Raw genomic sequence first — 19,508 nt, 5'->3', positions numbered from 1 at the left:
CAATCCACCGTGTGCCTTAAGGAAAATGATTTATTTTGCAGCGACTGTCACTTTGTCGGTGTCTTCTTTTTTGTTCCGGATGGTGGCCTGTGCAGCGGCGAGCCTTGCGAGCGGTACGCGGTAAGGCGAACAGCTGACGTAGTTCAGGCCGGTTTTGTAGCAGAATTCGATCGAGCTTTTTTCCCCGCCGTGTTCGCCGCAAATGCCGGTTTTTAAGCCCGGTTTTGTCTGACGGCCGAGTTTGACACCGGTTTCGACAAGTTTGCCGACGCCTTCCTGATCAAGGACGGCAAACGGATTTTCCGGCAGCACTTTTTGCTCGATGTACTGTTGCAAGAATTTTCCTTCCGCATCGTCACGGCTAAAGCCGAACGTCGTTTGCGTCAAGTCATTCGTACCAAACGAGAAGAAATCCGCTTCTTCTGCAATTTGGTCTGCGGTGAGGGCGGCGCGCGGAATTTCGATCATCGTGCCGACCGTATAATCGAATTTCAAGCCTTTTTCCTCCATGACCTGATTCGCCATGTCCGTCACAAGCGCGCGCATCCGTTTCAGCTCATTCACATGGCCGACAAGTGGAATCATAATTTCCGGCTGAACTTTTATCCCTTTTTGCAGAACGGCAGCGGCAGCGTAAAAAATCGCCTTGACCTGCATTTCGTAGATTTCAGGGAAAATCACGCCGAGCCGGCAGCCGCGGTGGCCGAGCATCGGATTGAATTCAGCAAGATGCTGGACTTTTTTCAGCAAGTATTCTTTTTCTTCCAGTTCTTTTGATTCTGGTGCCGTAAGCTGCAGTTTTGTTACTTCTACGAGCAGTTCTTCCTTATCCGGCAAAAATTCGTGCATTGGCGGATCGAGCAGGCGGATTGTCACCGGATGGCCGGCCATTTCCTCAAAGATGCCTTCAAAATCGCCCTGCTGCATCGGAAGCAGTTTATCTAAAGCTTTTTCGCGTTCTTCCAAAGTCTCGGCGAGGATCATTTCCTGAACGATCGGCACGCGCTTAATATCCATGAACATATGCTCCGTCCGGCAAAGGCCGATGCCGTCTGCACCGAATTCGAGCGATTTTTTCGCATCCGTTGGGTTGTCAGCATTGGCGCGCACGCCGAGATCGCGCACCTCATCCGCCCATTCAAGCAGCGTTTTGAATTCGCCGGAAAGCTCAGGGTCAATCATCGGGACTTCGCCGAGCATCACTTCACCTGTCGAACCGTCAATCGTGATGACATCCCCATAACGGACAACGGTGTCACCGACCGTAAATTGTTTTGCTTTCAAATCGATTTTCATAGATTCGCAGCCGCAGATGCACGCTTTCCCCATCCCGCGCGCGACAACCGCCGCATGGCTCGTCATCCCGCCGCGGCTTGTCACAACCGCCTGGGATGCAACAATGCCGTGAATATCATCCGGTGTCGTTTCGGGGCGGACCAAAATCACTTTTTCCCCTTCCTTGCCGAGCCGTTCCGCTTCATCAGCATCAAACACAACGGTGCCGGTTGCAGCTCCAGGGGATGCCGGCAGCCCTTTTGCAAGATGGTTTTTAGTCGCGGAACCATCAATGCGGCGGTGCAAGAGCTGGTTCATCTGATCCGGATCGACTCTTAAAAGCGCTGTCTTTTTATCGAGAATGCCTTCCTTCACCATTTCAACGGCGATGCGGATCGCAGCCTGCGCCGTCCGTTTGCCGTTCCGGGTTTGTAGCAGGTACAGTTTGCCGCGTTCCACCGTAAATTCAATATCCTGCATATCTTGGTAATGTTCTTCCAATAATTTGCTTGTTTTTACAAACTGGCGGTACACTTCCGGCATGTCTTTTGCCAGTACCTGGATCGGCTGCGGGGTGCGGATACCGGCAACGACATCTTCGCCTTGGGCATTGATTAAATATTCGCCGTACAGCACGCGTTCGCCTGTTGACGGGTTCCGTGTAAAAGCGACGCCGGTTCCGGAATCATCCCCCATATTTCCGAATACCATGCTTTGGATATTGACAGCGGTCCCAAGATGGTCCGGAATTTTATTCAGGCGGCGGTATACAATGGCACGCTGGTTATTCCACGAATCAAAAACGGCATTTACGGCAAGGTACAGTTGCGTTTTCGGGTCTTGCGGAAAATCCTGTTTCGTATGTTTTTTAACGATCTTTTTATAGCCGGCAATGATGTCTTTCCAGTCTTCCGCAGTCATTTCCGGATCAGCTGTATACCCTTTTTGTTCCCGGGTTTGTTCAAGCAAATGTTCGAAATGGTATACCTCGATCCCGAGCACCACGTCAGAAAACATTTGGATAAACCGGCGGTACGAATCATAGGCAAAGCGCGGATTGCCGGTCAGTTTCGCAACGGCTTCCACGGTCTCATCGTTCATGCCGAGGTTCAGTACCGTATCCATCATCCCCGGCATCGAAAACACAGAGCCGGAACGGACGGAGACGAGCAGCGGGTTCTCGTTCCCGCCCAGTTTTTTGCCGGTTTTTTCTTCCAGTTTCAAAAGCGCTTCTTCCATTTGTGTTTCGACTGCATCTGAAATTTTTTTGCCGTTTGAATAATAGTCATTGCATGCCTCGGTTGTAATCGTGAATCCGAACGGCACCGGCAGGCCGATGTTTGTCATTTCCGCCAGATTGGCTCCTTTGCCGCCAAGCAGGTCACGCATATGGCTGTTCCCTTCGTTGAACAAGTAGACAAATTTTGTCATTTGAGCAGCTCCTCCCTGTTTTTGAACATTTCAATAATAAGGCTTGCTGTTTCTTCCACCGCTTTGTTCGAAACATCAATGATCGGGCATCTGAGTTTCCGCATCAAATTTTCCGCGTATACAAGTTCTTCATAAATCCGTTCAAAGCTCGCATAATTGGCGTCCGATTTTAAACCCATTGCTTTGATCCGTTCTCTTCGGATTTCATTCAGTTTTTCAGGCGATATCATCAGCCCGACGCATTTTTCCCGTGGGATGGAAAACAACTCATCAGGCGGCGCGATTTCCGGCACGATCGGAACATTTGCCACCTTAAAGCTGTGATGTGCCAAATACATCGACAACGGTGTTTTCGACGTCCGGGAGACGCCGAGTAGGACAATGTCCGCCTTTTTCAGTCCGGTTGGATCGCGCCCGTCATCATATTTCACGGCAAACTCAATTGCTTCAATTTTTTTAAAATATTCCTGATCCAGCTTGCGCATTAACTTCGGACGGTGGTACGGCTCCTTGTGAAACTTTTTCATAAAAGCTTCCATCAACGGATTCATCAGGTCGACCGCAATGATCCCTTCTTCGCTGGCACGGCGGTCAATGTATGCTTTCAAAGGGGTAACGACGATCGTGTAAGCAATGATGGCATTTTGTTTTTTTGCCGTCTCAATCACCGGTTCGATATCGTCTGTTTCTTCCACATGCGGATGCCGCCTGATTTCGATGTGTCCGCCGTTAAACTGCGCAGCAACCGCTTTTACAACAAATTCAGCCGTTTCTCCGACCGAGTCCGAGATGATATGCACAATTTCTTTTTGTTCCATGTATGGTTCCCATCCTTTTCGAACCGGAAAATGGCTCCGTATGTATATGGTTTCTTTTCACTGCCCCTCCCGTATGCCATCAGTATATGCACTGTTTGACAAATGTGTTATACTTATCGTTCATTAGTATAACACATTTAAAAGGATGCGTGAACCATTTTACCGGTTTTTTTTAAAAATTTTTATTTCATGTAAAACAGGCAACTGCTGTGCACCGTTTAAAAATTTTTATGCTGCCTGATTCTCTCCGGCGCGGATTTTCTCCCGGATCATCACCGTCCCGAGCACGCCAAAAAGCGAAAAGAACGCCGGGATTAAAAAGCCGTAATGATAACCGACCACACTCGCTTCAGCATGAAAATGGTCCAGCACTTTTCCAAACAAGCTCGGCAAAAGCACCGCGCTTAAAAAGCCGCCGGTATTGGCAAATCCGGAAACCGATCCGACTTCCCTTACGTCAAAGGAGTGGCGGACGACCGCAAACGTCAGCGCGCTTGCACCATTACCATATCCGATGACAAACATTAACAGCACCGCGAAAAATAACGGCGGTTTGCCCCCGCTCAAAAAGAAAACCGTCCATGCCAGAAAAATCAGGGTTTGAATCAGCAAATATGGCTTCTTCCTTGAACCGAGTCTGCTTGCGATCCATCCGGTAACCGGCGCGCCGATAATTGCTCCGATTAATCCTGTCATGACCAGCTGGCTCGCTTCCGGGCGGTTCATGCCGAAAATATGCATCCCGTACGGCACAGCCCATGTACCAATAAAACCAACATATGTGCCGACAAGTCCGAAATGGCATAAAAATGCAGCCCTCGCCTGCCTGCTTTTCAAGATCCGCTTTAGAACCAAAAGCATTTTTTCATGGCGGACTTTTGTATTCGCATGCGTTCCCCCTTCCCGCTTTTGCGGGAGTCGGATCAGCACGACATACAGCATCACCGTACTTGCGAGGAGCAGAATACCGGTTACAAAAAACGGCTGGCGCCATCCCGAAGCTGAAATCCAGGCCGTTAGCGGAACGGTTGCGAGCAAAGAACCCACGCTTCCGGCCATGCCGGCATAACCGATCAGCCCGACAAACTCTTTCGCATAAAACCACTGACTTAAAATCAAGACAAGATTAATCCAAATGGTCGCATCCCCCATGCCGGCAAGCACCCTGGATACGAGCAAACAGGCTTCATTCGGCGAAATGCTGTATAAGAACGTGCCGATGCCACTGAATAAAGTGCCTGTGACCAAAAAAACGTTCGGCCCGAACCGGTCGGAAAAAATCCCAATCGGAATTTGCAGCCCCGCATAAGCGAGAAACTGCGCACCTGTCAATAAACCGATGACGGACGCTGTCATATGAAACTCGCTCATCAGTTTATCCGAAATCAAGCCTGGCGCCGTTCGCTGGCTGACAATCACCATGTAGGAAAACAGCACCGCGAAAAAAACAACCCATCTGTACTTGCTTTTTTGTCTGTCCAATCTGCTCTACCCCTGTTTTGTTTGGAATTTATTACTATTATAATCTATTTTTGCGCAAAAACATTTTCAATTTTCGAATCCGCAATAAAAAAACTCCCCCGCCGGGAGTTTTTTTATGCGTTTGTAGGCTGCCATTTGGCACGAACCAGGATCCATTTTCCGTCTTTAAAATACCATGTTGCCTTTACGTTGCCGAGTTTATCTGCATGGTAGGCACCGCTTACTTGCTGGAAACCTTCGAGCCCGACGCCTTTTTTGCCTTTTATTTTCACCGGTTTGTAAACCGCCGCCGGATCGATCATCAGTTCAAACGGCTCATTGAGCATTCCGTCCTTTCGGTAAATACCGAGCCGGATATAATCTTTTTTCCGTTTTCTTAAATCAATCAAAAATGTTTCGTTCGTATTTTCAATGTTGAGCCTGGCCGACAATGCATTTTCAAATTTGCCGCTAAGCTTTAACACGGGCGGCATCGGCAAATGTTTTAAAATGCCGCCTTTCAGCGTATCGAGGCGGTACTGGTTTATGCCCCCGCTTCCGCCGCTGTTGCTTGATCCAAGCATGTCCTTTACGCCGTCATGGTTGAGATCGATGAACTGGATTTCCGGTTCATACCCAGGCTCATACGGCAATTTATATTTCTTTCCTTCCGACGTGGCAATCCGCGCCCAAATTTTTTTCATATACGGGCTGCCGGCTGCAAACGGGATGCCTTCCAATACAATCGCATCCTTTTTTCCGTCGCCGGTTACATCCGCCTCGTACCGGTGAATCACCGTTTTGCCGGCTTTCGTCTTCCCGCCCGCGTCCGCGATCACAACCGTGCCGGCTGCCATAAACCATAATGCGAGCAGTGCAAGCATGTATTCTTTTTTCATCTTCTCACCCCGCATCCGTTTTCCTTTAGGATACGCCGCAAGAATAGAATTATGTAAAACTTGCCTGAAGATGAAAAAAGTGTTTGCCGAAAACGGCAAACACTTTTTTCAATCGTTTTCTTCCGCAGCACCCTCTTCCGGTTCCTGCTTCCATACTTCTGCCACTGTCCCGTTCTCTTCTTCATCAATGGCAAATGAGCCATTTGAATAACGGTCATGGTCGCGCAAATCATGGAGCCGAATGTCTTCCTGATGCCCTTTTTCCGTGATGACCGAGACGGTTTCATCGTCGCCTGCAATCACGGCTCCGGCGATCCGGTGCGGATGGGCTTTTAATTCGCGCAGCATGATGACACCGCGTTTGGCCCGGCTTGTTTTGTCAAATTCGGACACTTTCATCTTCTTGACGGCTCCTCTTTGGGTGGCAATAAATACTTTGTCTTTTTCCGGATCTTCAATGATTTTCCCGCTAACGAGCCTGTCGCCTTCTTTTAGGTTCATGCCTTTTACCCCTGCTGCCCGCTGGCCGACAACGCTGATTTCCGCTTCATCAAACCGGAGCCCGTAACCGAGGCGGGAAGCGAGGAAGACTTCTTTCGAGCCGTCTGTCAGGTGAACATCGAGCACTTCATCATCGCCCTTTAAGTTGATTGCAACGAGGGCTTTCGAATAGCGCTGTGCCTGGTATTGCTGCAATTCCGTTTTCTTCGCCATGCCGTTTTTCGTGAAAAACAAAATAAACTGCGGCTGGTTGAAATCTTCAATCGGGAGCACTTTGATGATGCCTTCATCGCGTTCAAGCGTCACAAGATTGGAAACATGCTGCCCGAGATCTTTCCAGCGGATATCCGGCAGTTCATGGACCGGCAAATAGATATAGCTCCCTTTATTTGTGAAAAGCAGCACCGTCTGGACGGTATTGAGCTGCTGTTTAAAGAGCAGGCGGTCGCTATCTTTAATAGCAAGGTCCCGGCCGTTTGAAGCGGTATATGAACGGAGGCTTGTCCGTTTGATATAACCGTCTTTTGTAATGGTGACCATCACATCTTCATTCGGGATCATCGCTTCCAGATTGATTTTTAATTCCTGTATTTCCGCTTCAATCGTTGTCCTTCTGTTATCCGCGTATTTTTTCCGGATATCTCTCAGTTCTTTTTTGATCACCGTAAACAGTTTTTTCTCACTGGATAAAATCGCGAGATAGGTCTCAATTTTTTTCTCAAGGTCTGCCGCTTCATTCTCCAGCGTCGTAATATCCGTATTGGTCAGGCGGTAGAGCTGCAGCGTGACAATCGCTTCAGCCTGGGGTTCGGTAAAAGCAAACTTTGCGATTAAGTTCGCTTTTGCATCTTTTTTATCTTTGGATGCCCGAATCGCCGCAATGACTTCATCCAGGATGGAAAGTGCCTTCATCAGGCCGTCAACAATATGCTTGCGGTCACGCGCTTTTTTGAGATCGAATTCCGTCCTTTTTGTGACCACTTCTTTCTGGTGTTCAATATAAGCATCGAGCAGTTCACGGAGGCCCATCAGCTGCGGCCGACGGTTATGGATGGCCACCATGTTGAAATTGTATGATACCTGGAGATCGGTGTTTTTGAATAAATAATTCAGGACGCTATCTGCATCCGCATCTTTTTTCAGTTCGATCACAATCCGGAGCCCGGTCCGGTCGGTTTCATCGCGGACTTCAGATATGCCTTCCACTTTCCGGTCAATCCGGAGCTCGTCGATTTTTTTGACAAGATTGGCTTTATTGACTTCATAAGGAATCTCTGCGATGACAATCTGCTTTCGCCCGCCGCGGATCTCTTCGATCGATGTCCTGCCTCTTACGACCATTTTGCCTTTTCCGGTTTCATACGCTTTTTTAATTCCGTCAATTCCCTGGACAATGCCGCCTGTTGGAAAATCAGGGCCTTTTATGACCGTCATCAAATCTTCTACCGTACAGTCCGGGTTTTCCATCCGCATGATGGCCCCGTCAATGATTTCCCCGAGGTGATGCGGCGGAATTTCAGTTGCATATCCAGCCGAGATGCCGGTCGATCCGTTCACGAGCAGGTTGGGAAACCGGGCGGGCAGCACAACCGGCTCATTTGCGGTATCATCGAAATTCGGGATAAATTTAACCGTTTCTTTATCAATATCATGAAGGAGTTCGGATGCAATCGGAGCGAGCCTTGCTTCTGTATACCGCATAGCCGCGGCCGGGTCGCCGTCAATGCTCCCGTTATTGCCGTGCATCTCGATGAGCACGTTTCGCAGCTTCCAGTCCTGGCTCATCCGCACCATCGCTTCATAAACGGAAGAATCCCCGTGCGGATGGTAATTGCCGATGACGTTGCCGACCGTTTTTGCCGATTTCCGGAAATGCTTGTCAGCAGTGTTGCCCTCTACATGCATCGCATAAAGAATCCGCCGCTGCACCGGCTTCAGGCCGTCCCGCGCATCCGGAAGGGCACGATCCTGGATAATATATTTGCTGTACCGGCCGAAGCGGTCGCCCAGCACCTCTTCCAAAGGCAAATCTTGAAAACGTTCAGCCGTCTTCATCCGTTCATGTCCCCTTCCTCAATCATCAAATTCTCATTGTCTAAAATATTGGTGTCGTCTTCAAGCCCGAATTCCACATGGCTTTCAATCCATTGCCGACGCGGTTCGACCTTATCGCCCATAAGCGTGGTCACCCGCCGTTCAGCCCGGGCCGCATCATCAATACGGACACGGATCAAAGTCCGCGTTTCCGGATTCATCGTCGTTTCCCAAAGCTGGTCGGCGTTCATTTCACCGAGCCCTTTATAACGCTGCAGGATATAGCCACGCCCGACTTTTTTGATCGTTTCATCCAGTTCTTTTTCGGTCCAAGCATATTCCACGATTTCTTTCCTGCCGGTGCCTTTGCTGACTTTATAAAGCGGTGGCAGCGCGATGTACACTTTTCCCGCTTCAATCAAAGGCCGCATATAGCGGTAAAAGAACGTAAGAAGCAGCACCTGGATGTGGGCACCGTCCGTGTCGGCATCGGTCATAATAATGACTTTGTCGTAATTGACGTCTTCCAAATTGAATTCAGGGCCGACGCCGGCACCAATCGTATAAATAATGGTATTGATTTCTTCATTTTTAAAAATATCCGCAAGCTTTGCTTTTTCCGTATTGATGACTTTTCCGCGCAGCGGCAAAACAGCCTGGAATTTCCGGTCGCGCCCCTGTTTCGCAGAACCGCCCGCGGAATCCCCTTCAACGAGATACAGTTCGTTCCGCTGCGGATTGCGGCTTTGCGCCGGCGTCAGCTTTCCGGACAAAGTCGTTTCCGATTTCTTCCGCTTTTTGCCACTTCTCGCTTCTTCCCGTGCTTTCCTCGCTGCTTCCCTTGCCTGCGACGCCTTGATGGCTTTCCGGATTAAAAGATTGCTCGTATCCGGGTTTTCTTCAAGAAAATAAGAAAGGTGTTCCGAAACAATCGTATCAACTGCAGAGCGGGCTTCACTTGTGCCAAGTTTCCCTTTCGTTTGTCCTTCAAATTGGAGCAGTTCTTCCGGAATGCGGACGGAAATAATGGCGGACAGCCCTTCGCGGATATCCGTCCCTTCTAAGTTTTTATCTTTTTCTTTTAACAGCCCGGTTTTTCTTGCATAATCGTTCACGACGCGCGTCAATGCCGTTTTTGCCCCGGCTTCGTGCGTGCCGCCGTCTTTCGTGCGCACGTTGTTCACGAAAGATAAAATGTTTTCCGAAAAGCCGTCGTTAAACTGAAACGCAAATTCCGCTTCGATTCCGTTTGTTTCCCCCTCGATAAACACAACCGGATGGAGCACTTCTTTTCCTTCGTTCAAGTACTGGACAAAGGCTTCAATGCCGTTTTCGTAGTGGAACAGATCATGCCGCCCGAAACGTTCATCAGTGATTTCAATTTTTAACCCTTTTAAAAGAAAGGCCGATTCGCGCAGCCGTTCGCATAATGTATCGTAGTTAAAAGTGATGGTGCTAAAAATGGACGGGTCGGGTTTAAAATGGATCGTTGTGCCGGTCTTATTGGTTTTCCCGGTTTTCTCGAGCGTTGTTTCCGGTTTGCCGCCGTCACGGAAACGCTGTTCATACACGTAACCGTCGCGATGTATGGTAACAACAAGCCATTCCGACAGGGCATTGACGACGGACGCGCCGACACCGTGCAGGCCGCCGCTCGTTTTATAGCCGCCCTGCCCAAATTTTCCGCCGGCGTGCAAAATCGTCAAGATCACTTCTGTCGTCGGCTTACCGAGCTTGTGCATCCCGACCGGCATGCCGCGCCCGAAGTCCTGGACGCTGATGCTGTTATCTTTGTGAATGTTGACGATGATATGGTTTCCGTACCCGGACAACGCCTCATCCACCGCATTGTCGACGATTTCATAGACAAGATGGTGCAAACCGCGCGCATCGGTCGACCCGATGTACATGCCCGGCCTTTTCCTTACGGCCTCCAGCCCTTCCAGCACCTGGATTGCATCATCATTATATTCCAATATATTTTGTTTCTTCGCCACATCTATTCCCCTTTCAATTGCAAAGCACGTGCACCGGCGTTCATAAGAACAAATATTCGTTCTCATTATAACATCATTTGCCGTTTTTATCATACTCATTTTAACGATAAAACGGAATTTGTAAAAGGGCATGCGGAAGTGACGGGAACGGGAGGGGCAAAGCAACGGTTATAAAAACTTCTCCAGTAAACGGCCGTTTTATTGGGAAAATATAAAGAAAGCAAGCGCCCTTTAAGCTGGCGCCTGCTTGAAAAAGCCTATTTTGTCAGGGCATGTTCCACTTTAATGCAGCGGTTCATCACAACGGTATAGCCTTTTTCTTTTAAAAACCGGTATGCTTCCTCGTTTTCGATGCCGAGCTGCGCCCAGAAAACGTCCGCATCGATTTCATCAAACTCCCGTGCCAGCTCCGGCAAATATTCGGGCCGCCTGAAAATATCCACAATGTCCACATGGCCTTCGATATCTTTTAAGCTCGGGACAGCCTTTTCCCCGAGAATTTCCGTTGCTTTCGGATTGACCGGAATAATCTCATAGCCGGCATCCTGCATGGCTTTGGCTACCGTATAAGATGTTTTTTCCGGGTTATTGCTCAAGCCAACCACTGCAATTCGTTTTGCTTTTTGTAAAATTTCCCTGATTTCTTCCCTGCTCGGATTTTCGATTGCCATTTGATCAACACCTCTCCTTTCTTGTACTTTCGCCAGTCTGATCCCAACTTAAACATTCGCTTGATCTTTTCCAATTCCTGCTCGGTTAGAAAATCTGCACGGAATCGGCAAAAAATATTCCTCTTTCCTTTAAGAACATGCTACAATAAGCATAGATTTTTTCCAAGGAGTTTTGTACATGAATATTGTCCTGATGATCCTTTTGGCTTACCTGCTCGGCTCAATCCCGACAGGCCTGATCGTTGGTAAGCTTTTTTACGGTATAGACATCCGCGAACACGGCAGCGGAAATCTCGGTGCGACCAATACGTTCCGTGTGCTCGGGTTCAAAGCCGGCAGTGTCGTAACAGTGGTGGATATTCTGAAAGGGACAATCGCCACCTTATTGCCCCACTTTTTTGGCCTGGAGCATACGGTGCACCCGCTTTTAATCGGGATGATCGCTGTTATCGGCCATATGCTTCCGGTATTTGCCAAATTTAAAGGCGGCAAAGCGGTGGCAACTTCCGCCGGCGTTGTTCTTGCCTATCAATGGCCATTGTTTGTCATGGTCATCATCGTTTTTTTGATTACATTAAAATGGAGCAAATACGTTTCGCTTTCTTCTATCATGGCGGCTGTTTTTGGCATCCTGTATACGCTCATTTATATGATTGCAACACATGACTGGCCGCTGTTCGTCATCGTTCTGGCGCTTGCCTCTTTCATTATTTACCGCCATAAAGCCAATATTAAGCGGATTAAAAATAAGACCGAGCCAAAAGTCAAGTGGCTGTAAGGCAGCCATTGTTTCTAAATCTGATGTTTCCTATAACCCGGGGCCGGTAAACGAAGGCAAAAGGTTAGGGAAAAAACGTGCTTTGGTCTATAATGAAAATGTAAAAGGCAGTTGGAAGGAAGTGGCGGCATGAAAATGCACATTACAGATGAGGCAGTAAACTGGTTTAAAAGGGAACTGGAACTGGACGACGGCGAGTCCGTCCGTTTTTTTGCCAAATACGGCGGCTCCACGCCTGTCCAACACGGGTTTTCACTTGGTGTTCAAAAAGACGTTCCCGACGATCCGGTGGCGGCCGTTGAACGGAACGGCCATGCTTTTTTCATTGAAGGCACGGACGAATGGTATTTTGACGGCCATGATTTGTATATCGGGTATGACCCGAAACGGGATGAACCGGTATATGAATATAAAAAAGGTTAAAACCGGGATCATCCGGCAGCTTTTGCTTTTTTGCTGCCAGTGATGCCGGTTTTTCATTTTAAAAATTTTTTTGCTTCCGCAAGGCGCCCTTCTTTTTGCAAAATTTCTCGCTGCTTCCTGCCAAGCAGGTCGAAATGGCTGTAACCGTCTTTACGGACATGAATCCATTCTTTTTTCAGCTGGTAGCGTGCTCCCCATGCAGCGAGTTTCTCCAGATCTTTACAGCCGACTTTTGTGACCGATTTTGCGCCGGGGAAACGGTCGTCCAGCCAAAAATGCGTTAAAAACGCAATCTCCCCGCGGTCAATCGCCGCTTTCCACGCTTTAAGCTGGTTGCGGTGTATGCCAAAAGCCAAATCCATCCCCCCGCTTTATGATTTTTTTGCTTTTTCATATGCTTCATGCCATTTTGGGTAGAGGCGGCGGAACGAAACCGGTCGGAAGCTGTCTTTCTTTACGCAGACATGTGTTGAACTCGCGGCCACGGCAAGGTCGCCGGTTTCTGTGTAAATCTCATAGCCGTACGTTACGCGCAGCCCGTCATATGCATCGACCCATGTTTTTACGGTCACTGTTTCCCCGTAACGGGCCGGTTTTTTGTATGAAATTTGAATATCGATGACCGGCGACAAAATCCCGTCTTTTTCCATATCCGCATAACGGAAGCCAAGGTCTTCGATTAATTTCGTCCGCCCCACTTCCATCCAAATCAGGTAATTGGCGTGGTACACAACCCCCATTTGGTCTGTTTCTGCATACCGCACTTTGACTTCTGTTTCTGATACAAACATCCCGGACACCTCTTTCATATGTACAGTCAATTTTATTTTAGCATAAAGAAAATTCCCCCTCCTAAAAGGATGCCTGATACGGGGCCGGGAAAACTTCGGATGCACGCATGGTCGCAGCAAAAGGAGAGAAAAAACGGCCTTTCCGAGAGGGAAAAGGCGTGGTTCCAAAGAAACGCTGCTGTTTTCCGTCGAAAGGCCGTTTTCGTTTATTGCTGCTGTTTGTATGCGGCTTCGTCTTTTACCTCGGTTCTCATCGCTTCGAGGCTTTCACGGCGCCGCTCATTTTTTTCCTTTATTTGTTGGATTTGCGTTTCATCGCTTGTAACGGCAAGCGATTCTTCCGCGCTTTCCATGTTTTCGATCGTATTGTGGATCATGTTTTGCAGTTTTTCCACATTATCGCTGCGGTCGTCCGGTTTCGGTCGGTTATGCGCCATTGTGTTCTCCTCCTTCGGCTGTGAAAGCTACTCCCCTTTTGTCTGTATCACCTGGGCGTGCTGTCCCGAACGGTCCTGCATCTTCTTCCCCTTATTGCCGGAAAATCCGCGCGGCTGCGTGCCAAGATGATCGGGAACGAAATATTTGCTTTTCTTGTTTGGGTTGCCCATCCTATCTCCCCCCTCCTTATACATTTTCCCCAGGAGGAAAGCGGATTATGATTCACAAACAGTGGCTTATTCTGCTAATTTCATCTCGTGTTTCCGGTCCAGCCGTTCTTCTATCCGCATCAGCGCATCCCTGTCGCGCAACAGTTCCTGTTTATTTTCGGCAACAAGATCCGAAAGGGTCTTTTTATGGGTTTTTCTCATATTTGCCACTCCTTACAAGTATTTTTACTTAGTATGGGCAATTATGGGAAAAATTATAAATTTGATTCAAAAAAAGCTGCGGCTTTGGCCGCAGCTTTTTTAAACATTATGATTTTGATTTCACTTCATTTTTGGACTGCTGTAGTTTTTCGCGCAGCACCATTTGCAGGATGCCGCCGTGGCGGTAATAGTCAATTTCTACATCGGAATCGAAACGGACAAGCGCTTCAAATTCCGTTTTCTTCCCGTTTTCGTCGGTAGCCGTCACTTTTATCCAGTCATGCGGTTTAACATTTTCGTCAATATGGACATCAAATGTTTCTTTGCCGGATAAGCCGAGTGTGTCGGCATTTTCCCCTTTTTTGAACTGCAGCGGCAGCACGCCCATGAGAACGAGGTTGGAACGGTGGATCCGTTCAAAGCTTTCCGCAATCACGGTTTTAATGCCAAGCAGGTATGTGCCTTTTGCCGCCCAGTCGCGCGATGAGCCCATGCCGTAATCTTTGCCGGCAAGAACCACAAGGCCGGTGCCGTTTTCTTTATAACGCATGGCTGCATCATAAATCGACGTCACTTCATTCGTCGGCCAGTAAGTCGTGTAGCCGCCTTCCGTACCCGGTGCAATTTGGTTGCGGATGCGGATGTTGGCAAATGTTCCGCGCATCATGACTTCATGGTTGCCGCGACGGGAACCATAAGAGTTAAAGTCACGCGGTTCGACTCCTTTTGACAACAGGTATTTTCCGGCAGGGGTGTCTTTGCCGATCGCACCTGCAGGCGAAATATGGTCCGTTGTCACCGAATCGCCGAATTTGCCGATGACGCGCAGGCTCGACAGCGGCTGTACTTCGCCCGGTTCAGGCGAGAGATTTTCAAAGAACGGCGGATTTTGAATGTAAGTCGATTCTGCATCCCATGTATACAACGGTTCGTCGCTCGTTTCGATCGCATTCCACCGTTCATTGTCGGTAAAGACGTTTTCATATTGTTTGCGGAACAGTTCCGGCGTGACGACTTTTTGAACATTTTCTTTGATTTCATCCGCTTGCGGCCAAATATCCTTCAGGTAGACGTCTTGGCCGTCTTTGTCTTTGCCGATCGGGTCATGGTTTAAATCGATATTCACCGTTCCTGCGAGCGCATAAGCAACGACAAGCGGCGGCGAAGCCAGATAGTTGGCTTTGACAAGCGGATGGATCCGGCCTTCAAAATTCCGGTTCCCGGAAAGGACACTCGTTACGAGCAAATCATTGTCCATGATGGTTTTTTCAATTTCTTCCTTCAACGGACCGGAGTTTCCGATACAGGTTGTACAACCATAACCGACCAGGTTAAAGCCAAGTTGTTCGAGGTACGGCATTAAACCGGAGTCTTTTAAGTAGCCGGTCACGACTTTTGATCCAGGCGCAAGCGATGTTTTCACATATTTCGGCACTTCCAGCCCTTTTTCAACCGCTTTTTTCGCAAGCAGGCCGGCCCCGAGCATAACGTAAGGGTTTGAAGTGTTTGTGCAGCTCGTAATCGCTGCAATGGCGACTGCGCCGGTTTTTATCGCAGCTGTTTCGCCGTTGTTAAAATGGATCACAGCTTCTTTATCGAGCTCTTTTTCATCCAGTCCGAAACCTTGGTTGCCGGCAGGCGCCGTAATCGCTTTTTGGAAAGCAGACTGCATTTGCGATAACGGAATCAAATCCTGCGGGCGTTTCGGGCCGGAAAGGTTGGCTTCAATTTCAGAAAGGTTCAGTTCAAGCACATCCGTATAAACCGGGTCTTCTTTGTCCGGCGTAAAGAACATGCCGTTTTCTTTCAAGTAAGTTTCCACCACTTTTACATGTTCTTCGCTGCGGCCGGTTAAGCGCAAATAGGCAAGCGACTCATCGTCAACCGGGAAGAAACCGCAAGTTGCCCCGTATTCAGGCGCCATGTTTGCAATCGTCGCACGGTCTGCAAGCGGCAGCGTTGAGACGCCCGGGCCAAAGAATTCGACAAATTTGCCGACCACGCCTTTTTGGCGCAAAAGCTGGGTGACTTTTAACGCAAGGTCGGTTGCGGTTGCCCCGTTCGGAAGCGATCCGGTCATTTTTACGCCGATAACTTCCGGAATTGGGAAATACGAAGGCTGGCCGAGCATGCCGGCTTCCGCTTCGATACCGCCGACACCCCATCCGAGCACCCCGAGTCCATTGACCATTGTCGTATGGGAATCGGTCCCGACGAGGGTATCCGGATACGTTTCATATTCGCCGTTTTCCAGTTCTTTTTCATGGACGACACTTGCCAGATACTCAAGGTTTACCTGGTGGACAATCCCCGTTGCAGGCGGAACGGCACGGTAATTGTCAAACGCTTTTTGGGCCCAGTTTAAAAATTTATAGCGTTCGGCATTGCGTTTGAATTCAAAATCCATATTCACCTGAAGGGCATCCGGCGCACCGTATTTATCAACCTGAACCGAGTGGTCGATCACAAGGTCAACCGGTACTTCCGGATTGATTTTATCCGCGTTTCCGCCCAAATCAGCCATCGCTTTGCGGAGCGATGCAAGATCGACAACAACTGGAACACCGGTAAAATCCTGCAAAATAACGCGTGACGGCTTAAACGGGACTTCTTTGTCCTTTACTTCATCCGATCCCCATTTTGCCAAATCTTCAACATGTTCTTTCGTAATCGCGCGGCCGTCCATTTGGCGGAGCACCGATTCAAGCAGCACTTTAATCGAATAAGGCAGGCGCGACACATTGGCGATTCCTGCGTCTTGCAGCGCTGTTAGGCGGTAATAGTGATAGCGTTTCCCATTTACTTCAAAAATGGAACGCGCTTTAAAGACATCATTGGACATGTCTTTTCCCCCTTTGTCAAGATTCATATTTTCATCATTTAAAAGATTAACAGAATGATTCGTAAAAAACGCCTCACAGTTTCATCTTATTACAAGAAATGACATAAGTAAATAACAATAATATTATTGTGTGTGATAAGTTTTAATTATATCACCTGTCGTTTGGTTTGCAAAAAATTTATCGGCAAGGTATGATTTTTCCTTTATTCAACATACTGAAACTGTGGCCAGGGAGGTGAGCCTTGTGACAAGACAGAAAGCAAACCATATCCGGCCGGGCATGAATACGGCAAAAGCGCAAGGGAAAGGCGCCGGATACAATGAAGAATTTTCAAACGAGCCTTTAACGGAAAAAGAAAGACAGTTTAACAAAAAACGCAAGAAAAACCAGTAGCATGGGATGGCAAAGAAATCAGCTTTATGGGCTGATTTCTTTGTTTTGGCCATTGAGAATCTTTATCAATATAATATTAATGTTTTTCTTTAGATGGCCCAGTCCCCATTGCGGAATACCGGCACAACGGTTCCATCCTGCTTGATGCCGTCAATATTCATATCAGCAGAGCCGATCATGAAGTCAACGTGGACATTGGAGACATTCATGCCGTGTTTTAACAGTTCTTCTTCGCTCATTTTCGTGCCGCCCTGGATCGTTGTCGGATAGGCTGCACCAATGGCCAGGTGGTTCGAGGCATTCTCGTCAAACAATGTATTGAAAAATGTAATGCCGGACTGTGAAATCGGCGACGGATCCGGTACAAGCGCAACTTCCCCGAGCCCTGTTGCACCCTCGTTTTCAAACACGAGTTTTTTGATCGCTTCTTCGCCTTTTTCAGCAGAAATATCGACGATTTTCCCGTCTTTAAAGTGGACAACAATGCCTTCGATTAAAGTGCCTGCATAACTTAATGGTTTTGTGCTGCGCACGACGCCTTCCATCCTGTGCGTATCCGGTGCAGTAAACACTTCCTCCGTTGGCATATTGGCAATGAATTCTTCGCCTTTCGGGTTCACGCTGCCCGCACTGGCCCAAATATGGTTTTTCGGAAGGCCGAGTGTAAGGTCCGTCCCCGGCGCCGTATAATGAAGGGCATCGAATTGAATGTCGTTTAACTTCGCCGCTTTTTCATTTAACGTCTGTTTATGCTGTTCCCAGGCGGCAACCGGGTCGTCCGCGTAGACACGGCATGTTTTAAAAATCTGATCCCAAAGCGCATCGACTTGTGCTTCTTCGGTTTCTAAATCCGGGAATACTGCTTTTGCCCATCCGGCCCCCGCCGCTGCAGCAACCGTCCATTTGATATCGTCATTTTGCGTGGCAACCCGCTGCGCTTTGAAAGCTTTCGCTGCTGTATTTTGATAAGCGGCCACTTTGTGCGGATCGACATCATTGAGCAGGCCGGGATCGCTTGAAAGAATAGACAGCCGGCTCACTTTATGGTTAAGCACATGGTCTTCCGTCTCGGCAATTTTGTAATCCGGAATATGTGTCAGCACTTCCTGCGGCTGATTCAGATAATGCTGTTTTGTAATTTCATCATCCGACCATTCGACGATTACTTTTTCCGCGCCTAGTGCATACGCTTCTTTTACGACAAGGCGCGCAAGTTTTGCCTGGTCGACTGCAATATATACTTTTACCCAGTCGCCCTGCTTTACATTGATGCCCTTTGTCACGAGCAATTTCGCATATTTTTGTAAATTCTGTTCAAAATTTGGCAAAGCCATTTCGATTCCCTCCTGTTTATTATTTTTCATATGTATGAACCCCGCCCGGTCGCAGGCTTGATACCATTCTATATTATACCAGATCCGGGCGCAGATGAAAAAAAGCAGGGATCCTCCTCCCCGCTTTAATGCAAATCTGTATGTTTTACGATTGTATCCAAATCGCGCCGGAACTGTTCCAATTGCACCCGTTGCGTTTCGCTCGCCACTTCGAGTGCATTTTCGATCTCTTGGTACGTTTCGTTGATTTCTTCTTTCAAATGGGCGAGCTGGTGCCCGGCGTCTTCACTTCCCATCTCTACATTCTGCAAGATGTCTTCCGTCAAGGCCATGTGCTGCTCGGCCGCTTGGAACGCCTGCTGTTTGTCTTTATGGTAAGGCATTGTCATCTCTCCTTCAAACGATAGTATGTTCAATTTTTTTCATGGTATGCTGTATAACCGCTTTACAAAAAGCAAATTGTATAGTTGGAGGGATGAAAATGGTAAATAAAAACGACGGAAATGATATACGCAGAAACCAGCCAAAAGCAAACAACAGCGGGCAGCCGGAACCGTTAAGCGGCTCAAAAAAGGTTAAAAACCGGAATCATTCAAGGCAAAAGCACAATCCCGGGCATGATCTATAAACTTCAAACCAGAGGATTTCCCGCTTTCCCCTGAAAAGTTCCGCATATTTGTCATTTTAGACGTTTTAGAATACGCCTGCGCATGTTTAGTCTGGTACAAAAAAGGTAATAAGTACACCAAGTTCGATAAAAAGACATGAAACTTAAGTTAACAGGAGGAATGTGAAAATGTCGTTTATTCTATATTTAATCGTAGGTGGGATTATCGGATGGCTTGCAGGATTGATCATGGGCCGGGACATCCCAGGCGGAATTATCGGAAATATTATTGCTGGGATTGTCGGTGCATGGCTTGGCGGCGCAATTTTCGGGAATTGGGGGCCGCATATTGCAGGGATGGCCATCATACCTGCTTTAATCGGGGCCATCATTCTCGTCTTTGTGTTAAGCTTCATTTTAAGAATAGCAAGAAAAGCATAACA

20 protein-coding genes are annotated in these 19,508 nt (G+C 48.2%); 5 read left to right on the top strand and 15 right to left on the bottom strand.

Annotation, left to right across the window (positions count from 1 at the left end; translation table 11 throughout):
- Positions 1–30: 30 nt before the first annotated feature.
- The 7 genes from ppdK to NSS95_RS07110 all read right to left on the bottom strand — a co-directional run bounded on the left by ppdK (position 31) and on the right by NSS95_RS07110 (position 11,087).
- Positions 31–2,706, bottom strand: a complete 2,676-nt coding sequence (ppdK, locus tag NSS95_RS07140; RefSeq protein WP_014098346.1) for a pyruvate, phosphate dikinase — start codon at positions 2,704–2,706, stop codon at positions 31–33.
- A complete protein-coding gene (locus NSS95_RS07135; RefSeq protein ID WP_017550852.1) occupies positions 2,703–3,524 on the bottom strand; it encodes a pyruvate, water dikinase regulatory protein in 822 nt (273 codons plus the stop codon). Before NSS95_RS07135 ends, ppdK begins: the two co-directional genes overlap by 4 nt.
- A gap of 228 nt (positions 3,525–3,752) precedes the next feature.
- On the bottom strand, positions 3,753–5,006 hold the full coding sequence (locus NSS95_RS07130; RefSeq protein WP_017550851.1) for an MFS transporter: 1,254 nt from the start codon (positions 5,004–5,006) through the stop codon (positions 3,753–3,755).
- 113 nt (positions 5,007–5,119) lie between these two features.
- On the bottom strand, positions 5,120–5,983 hold the full coding sequence (locus NSS95_RS07125) for a hypothetical protein (protein WP_340713848.1): 864 nt from the start codon (positions 5,981–5,983) through the stop codon (positions 5,120–5,122).
- Positions 5,984–5,992: 9 nt separating this feature from the next.
- A complete protein-coding gene (gene parC, locus NSS95_RS07120; RefSeq protein ID WP_014098350.1) occupies positions 5,993–8,440 on the bottom strand; it encodes a DNA topoisomerase IV subunit A in 2,448 nt (815 codons plus the stop codon).
- Positions 8,437–10,416, bottom strand: coding sequence for a DNA topoisomerase IV subunit B (parE, locus tag NSS95_RS07115; RefSeq protein ID WP_026683453.1), 1,980 nt, complete (start codon positions 10,414–10,416; stop codon positions 8,437–8,439). Before parE ends, parC begins: the two co-directional genes overlap by 4 nt.
- A 257-nt stretch (positions 10,417–10,673) precedes the next feature.
- On the bottom strand, positions 10,674–11,087 hold the full coding sequence (locus NSS95_RS07110; protein WP_014098352.1) for a CoA-binding protein: 414 nt from the start codon (positions 11,085–11,087) through the stop codon (positions 10,674–10,676).
- A 178-nt stretch (positions 11,088–11,265) separates the two neighbouring features.
- On the opposite strand from NSS95_RS07110, the gene plsY reads away from it, so the two are divergent.
- Both plsY and NSS95_RS07100 read left to right on the top strand, forming a co-directional pair.
- Entirely contained in the window at positions 11,266–11,865 is a 600-nt protein-coding gene (gene plsY, locus NSS95_RS07105; protein ID WP_014098353.1) for a glycerol-3-phosphate 1-O-acyltransferase PlsY, read from the top strand.
- Between the two features lie 129 nt (positions 11,866–11,994).
- Positions 11,995–12,288: a HesB/YadR/YfhF family protein gene (locus tag NSS95_RS07100; protein WP_014098354.1), complete on the top strand. Its 294-nt coding sequence runs from the start codon at positions 11,995–11,997 to the stop codon at positions 12,286–12,288.
- Positions 12,289–12,341: 53 nt separating this feature from the next.
- On the opposite strand, the gene NSS95_RS07095 is transcribed toward NSS95_RS07100, so the two are convergent.
- The 6 genes from NSS95_RS07095 to acnA form a co-directional block, all read right to left on the bottom strand.
- Positions 12,342–12,644, bottom strand: coding sequence for a hypothetical protein (locus tag NSS95_RS07095; RefSeq protein ID WP_014098355.1), 303 nt, complete (start codon positions 12,642–12,644; stop codon positions 12,342–12,344).
- Between the two features lie 15 nt (positions 12,645–12,659).
- The gene (locus NSS95_RS07090) at positions 12,660–13,079 is read right to left on the bottom strand and encodes an acyl-CoA thioesterase (protein ID WP_014098356.1); all 420 of its coding nucleotides are present in this window, start codon (positions 13,077–13,079) and stop codon (positions 12,660–12,662) included.
- Positions 13,080–13,285: 206 nt separating this feature from the next.
- Positions 13,286–13,516: a small acid-soluble spore protein Tlp gene (gene tlp, locus NSS95_RS07085; protein WP_013859310.1), complete on the bottom strand. Its 231-nt coding sequence runs from the start codon at positions 13,514–13,516 to the stop codon at positions 13,286–13,288.
- Positions 13,517–13,543: 27 nt separating this feature from the next.
- On the bottom strand, positions 13,544–13,687 hold the full coding sequence (locus tag NSS95_RS07080) for an acid-soluble spore protein N (protein ID WP_014098357.1): 144 nt from the start codon (positions 13,685–13,687) through the stop codon (positions 13,544–13,546).
- A 66-nt stretch (positions 13,688–13,753) separates the two neighbouring features.
- The gene (locus NSS95_RS07075; RefSeq protein ID WP_014098358.1) at positions 13,754–13,888 is read right to left on the bottom strand and encodes an FbpB family small basic protein; all 135 of its coding nucleotides are present in this window, start codon (positions 13,886–13,888) and stop codon (positions 13,754–13,756) included.
- 106 nt (positions 13,889–13,994) lie between these two features.
- A complete protein-coding gene (gene acnA / locus NSS95_RS07070) occupies positions 13,995–16,730 on the bottom strand; it encodes an aconitate hydratase AcnA (protein WP_014098359.1) in 2,736 nt (911 codons plus the stop codon).
- Between the two features lie 244 nt (positions 16,731–16,974).
- Between acnA and sspO the strand changes: the two genes are divergently transcribed.
- The gene (gene sspO, locus NSS95_RS07065; protein WP_014098360.1) at positions 16,975–17,124 is read left to right on the top strand and encodes a small acid-soluble spore protein O; all 150 of its coding nucleotides are present in this window, start codon (positions 16,975–16,977) and stop codon (positions 17,122–17,124) included.
- Positions 17,125–17,213: 89 nt separating this feature from the next.
- Here the strand turns inward: sspO and NSS95_RS07060 are convergent, their stop codons facing one another.
- Positions 17,214–18,458 (bottom strand): aminopeptidase, encoded by a 1,245-nt coding sequence (locus NSS95_RS07060; protein WP_014098361.1) that lies wholly within the window; start codon positions 18,456–18,458, stop codon positions 17,214–17,216.
- Between the two features lie 125 nt (positions 18,459–18,583).
- Positions 18,584–18,841: a hypothetical protein gene (locus tag NSS95_RS07055; RefSeq protein ID WP_014098362.1), complete on the bottom strand. Its 258-nt coding sequence runs from the start codon at positions 18,839–18,841 to the stop codon at positions 18,584–18,586.
- Between the two features lie 98 nt (positions 18,842–18,939).
- Here NSS95_RS07055 and NSS95_RS07050 point away from each other — a divergent pair, with 98 nt between their 5' ends.
- Positions 18,940–19,086 (top strand): small acid-soluble spore protein P, encoded by a 147-nt coding sequence (locus NSS95_RS07050; protein WP_014098363.1) that lies wholly within the window; start codon positions 18,940–18,942, stop codon positions 19,084–19,086.
- Positions 19,087–19,254: 168 nt separating this feature from the next.
- Entirely contained in the window at positions 19,255–19,506 is a 252-nt protein-coding gene (locus NSS95_RS07045) for a GlsB/YeaQ/YmgE family stress response membrane protein (RefSeq protein WP_013859301.1), read from the top strand.
- The last annotated feature ends 2 nt before the right edge of the window (positions 19,507–19,508 follow it).

Origin of the sequence: Weizmannia sp. FSL K6-3076, from assembly GCF_038007245.1 — a bacterium.
Lineage (GTDB): Bacteria > Bacillota > Bacilli > Bacillales > Bacillaceae_C > Weizmannia > Weizmannia faecalis.
Note: the sequence above shows the minus strand (reverse complement) of the source record. Positions and strands in the feature narration are given on the sequence as shown.

Bases quoted from the DNA above. Each gene is read 5' to 3' on its own strand.
- plsY (WP_014098353.1), top strand. From the start codon at position 11,266: ATGAATATTGTCCTGATGATCCTTTTGGCTTACCTGCTCGGCTCAATC.
- parC (WP_014098350.1), bottom strand. From the start codon at position 8,440: ATGAAGACGGCTGAACGTTTTCAAGATTTGCCTTTGGAAGAGGTGCTG.
- acnA (WP_014098359.1), bottom strand. From the start codon at position 16,730: ATGTCCAATGATGTCTTTAAAGCGCGTTCCATTTTTGAAGTAAATGGG.
- NSS95_RS07045 (WP_013859301.1), top strand. From the start codon at position 19,255: ATGTCGTTTATTCTATATTTAATCGTAGGTGGGATTATCGGATGGCTT.
- NSS95_RS07055 (WP_014098362.1), bottom strand. From the start codon at position 18,841: ATGCCTTACCATAAAGACAAACAGCAGGCGTTCCAAGCGGCCGAGCAG.
- NSS95_RS07110 (WP_014098352.1), bottom strand. From the start codon at position 11,087: ATGGCAATCGAAAATCCGAGCAGGGAAGAAATCAGGGAAATTTTACAA.
- NSS95_RS07080 (WP_014098357.1), bottom strand. From the start codon at position 13,687: ATGGGCAACCCAAACAAGAAAAGCAAATATTTCGTTCCCGATCATCTT.
- NSS95_RS07135 (WP_017550852.1), bottom strand. From the start codon at position 3,524: ATGGAACAAAAAGAAATTGTGCATATCATCTCGGACTCGGTCGGAGAA.
- NSS95_RS07075 (WP_014098358.1), bottom strand. From the start codon at position 13,888: ATGAGAAAAACCCATAAAAAGACCCTTTCGGATCTTGTTGCCGAAAAT.
- tlp (WP_013859310.1), bottom strand. From the start codon at position 13,516: ATGGCGCATAACCGACCGAAACCGGACGACCGCAGCGATAATGTGGAA.
- NSS95_RS07090 (WP_014098356.1), bottom strand. From the start codon at position 13,079: ATGTTTGTATCAGAAACAGAAGTCAAAGTGCGGTATGCAGAAACAGAC.
- NSS95_RS07050 (WP_014098363.1), top strand. From the start codon at position 18,940: ATGGTAAATAAAAACGACGGAAATGATATACGCAGAAACCAGCCAAAA.
- NSS95_RS07100 (WP_014098354.1), top strand. From the start codon at position 11,995: ATGAAAATGCACATTACAGATGAGGCAGTAAACTGGTTTAAAAGGGAA.
- NSS95_RS07060 (WP_014098361.1), bottom strand. From the start codon at position 18,458: ATGGCTTTGCCAAATTTTGAACAGAATTTACAAAAATATGCGAAATTG.
- ppdK (WP_014098346.1), bottom strand. From the start codon at position 2,706: ATGACAAAATTTGTCTACTTGTTCAACGAAGGGAACAGCCATATGCGT.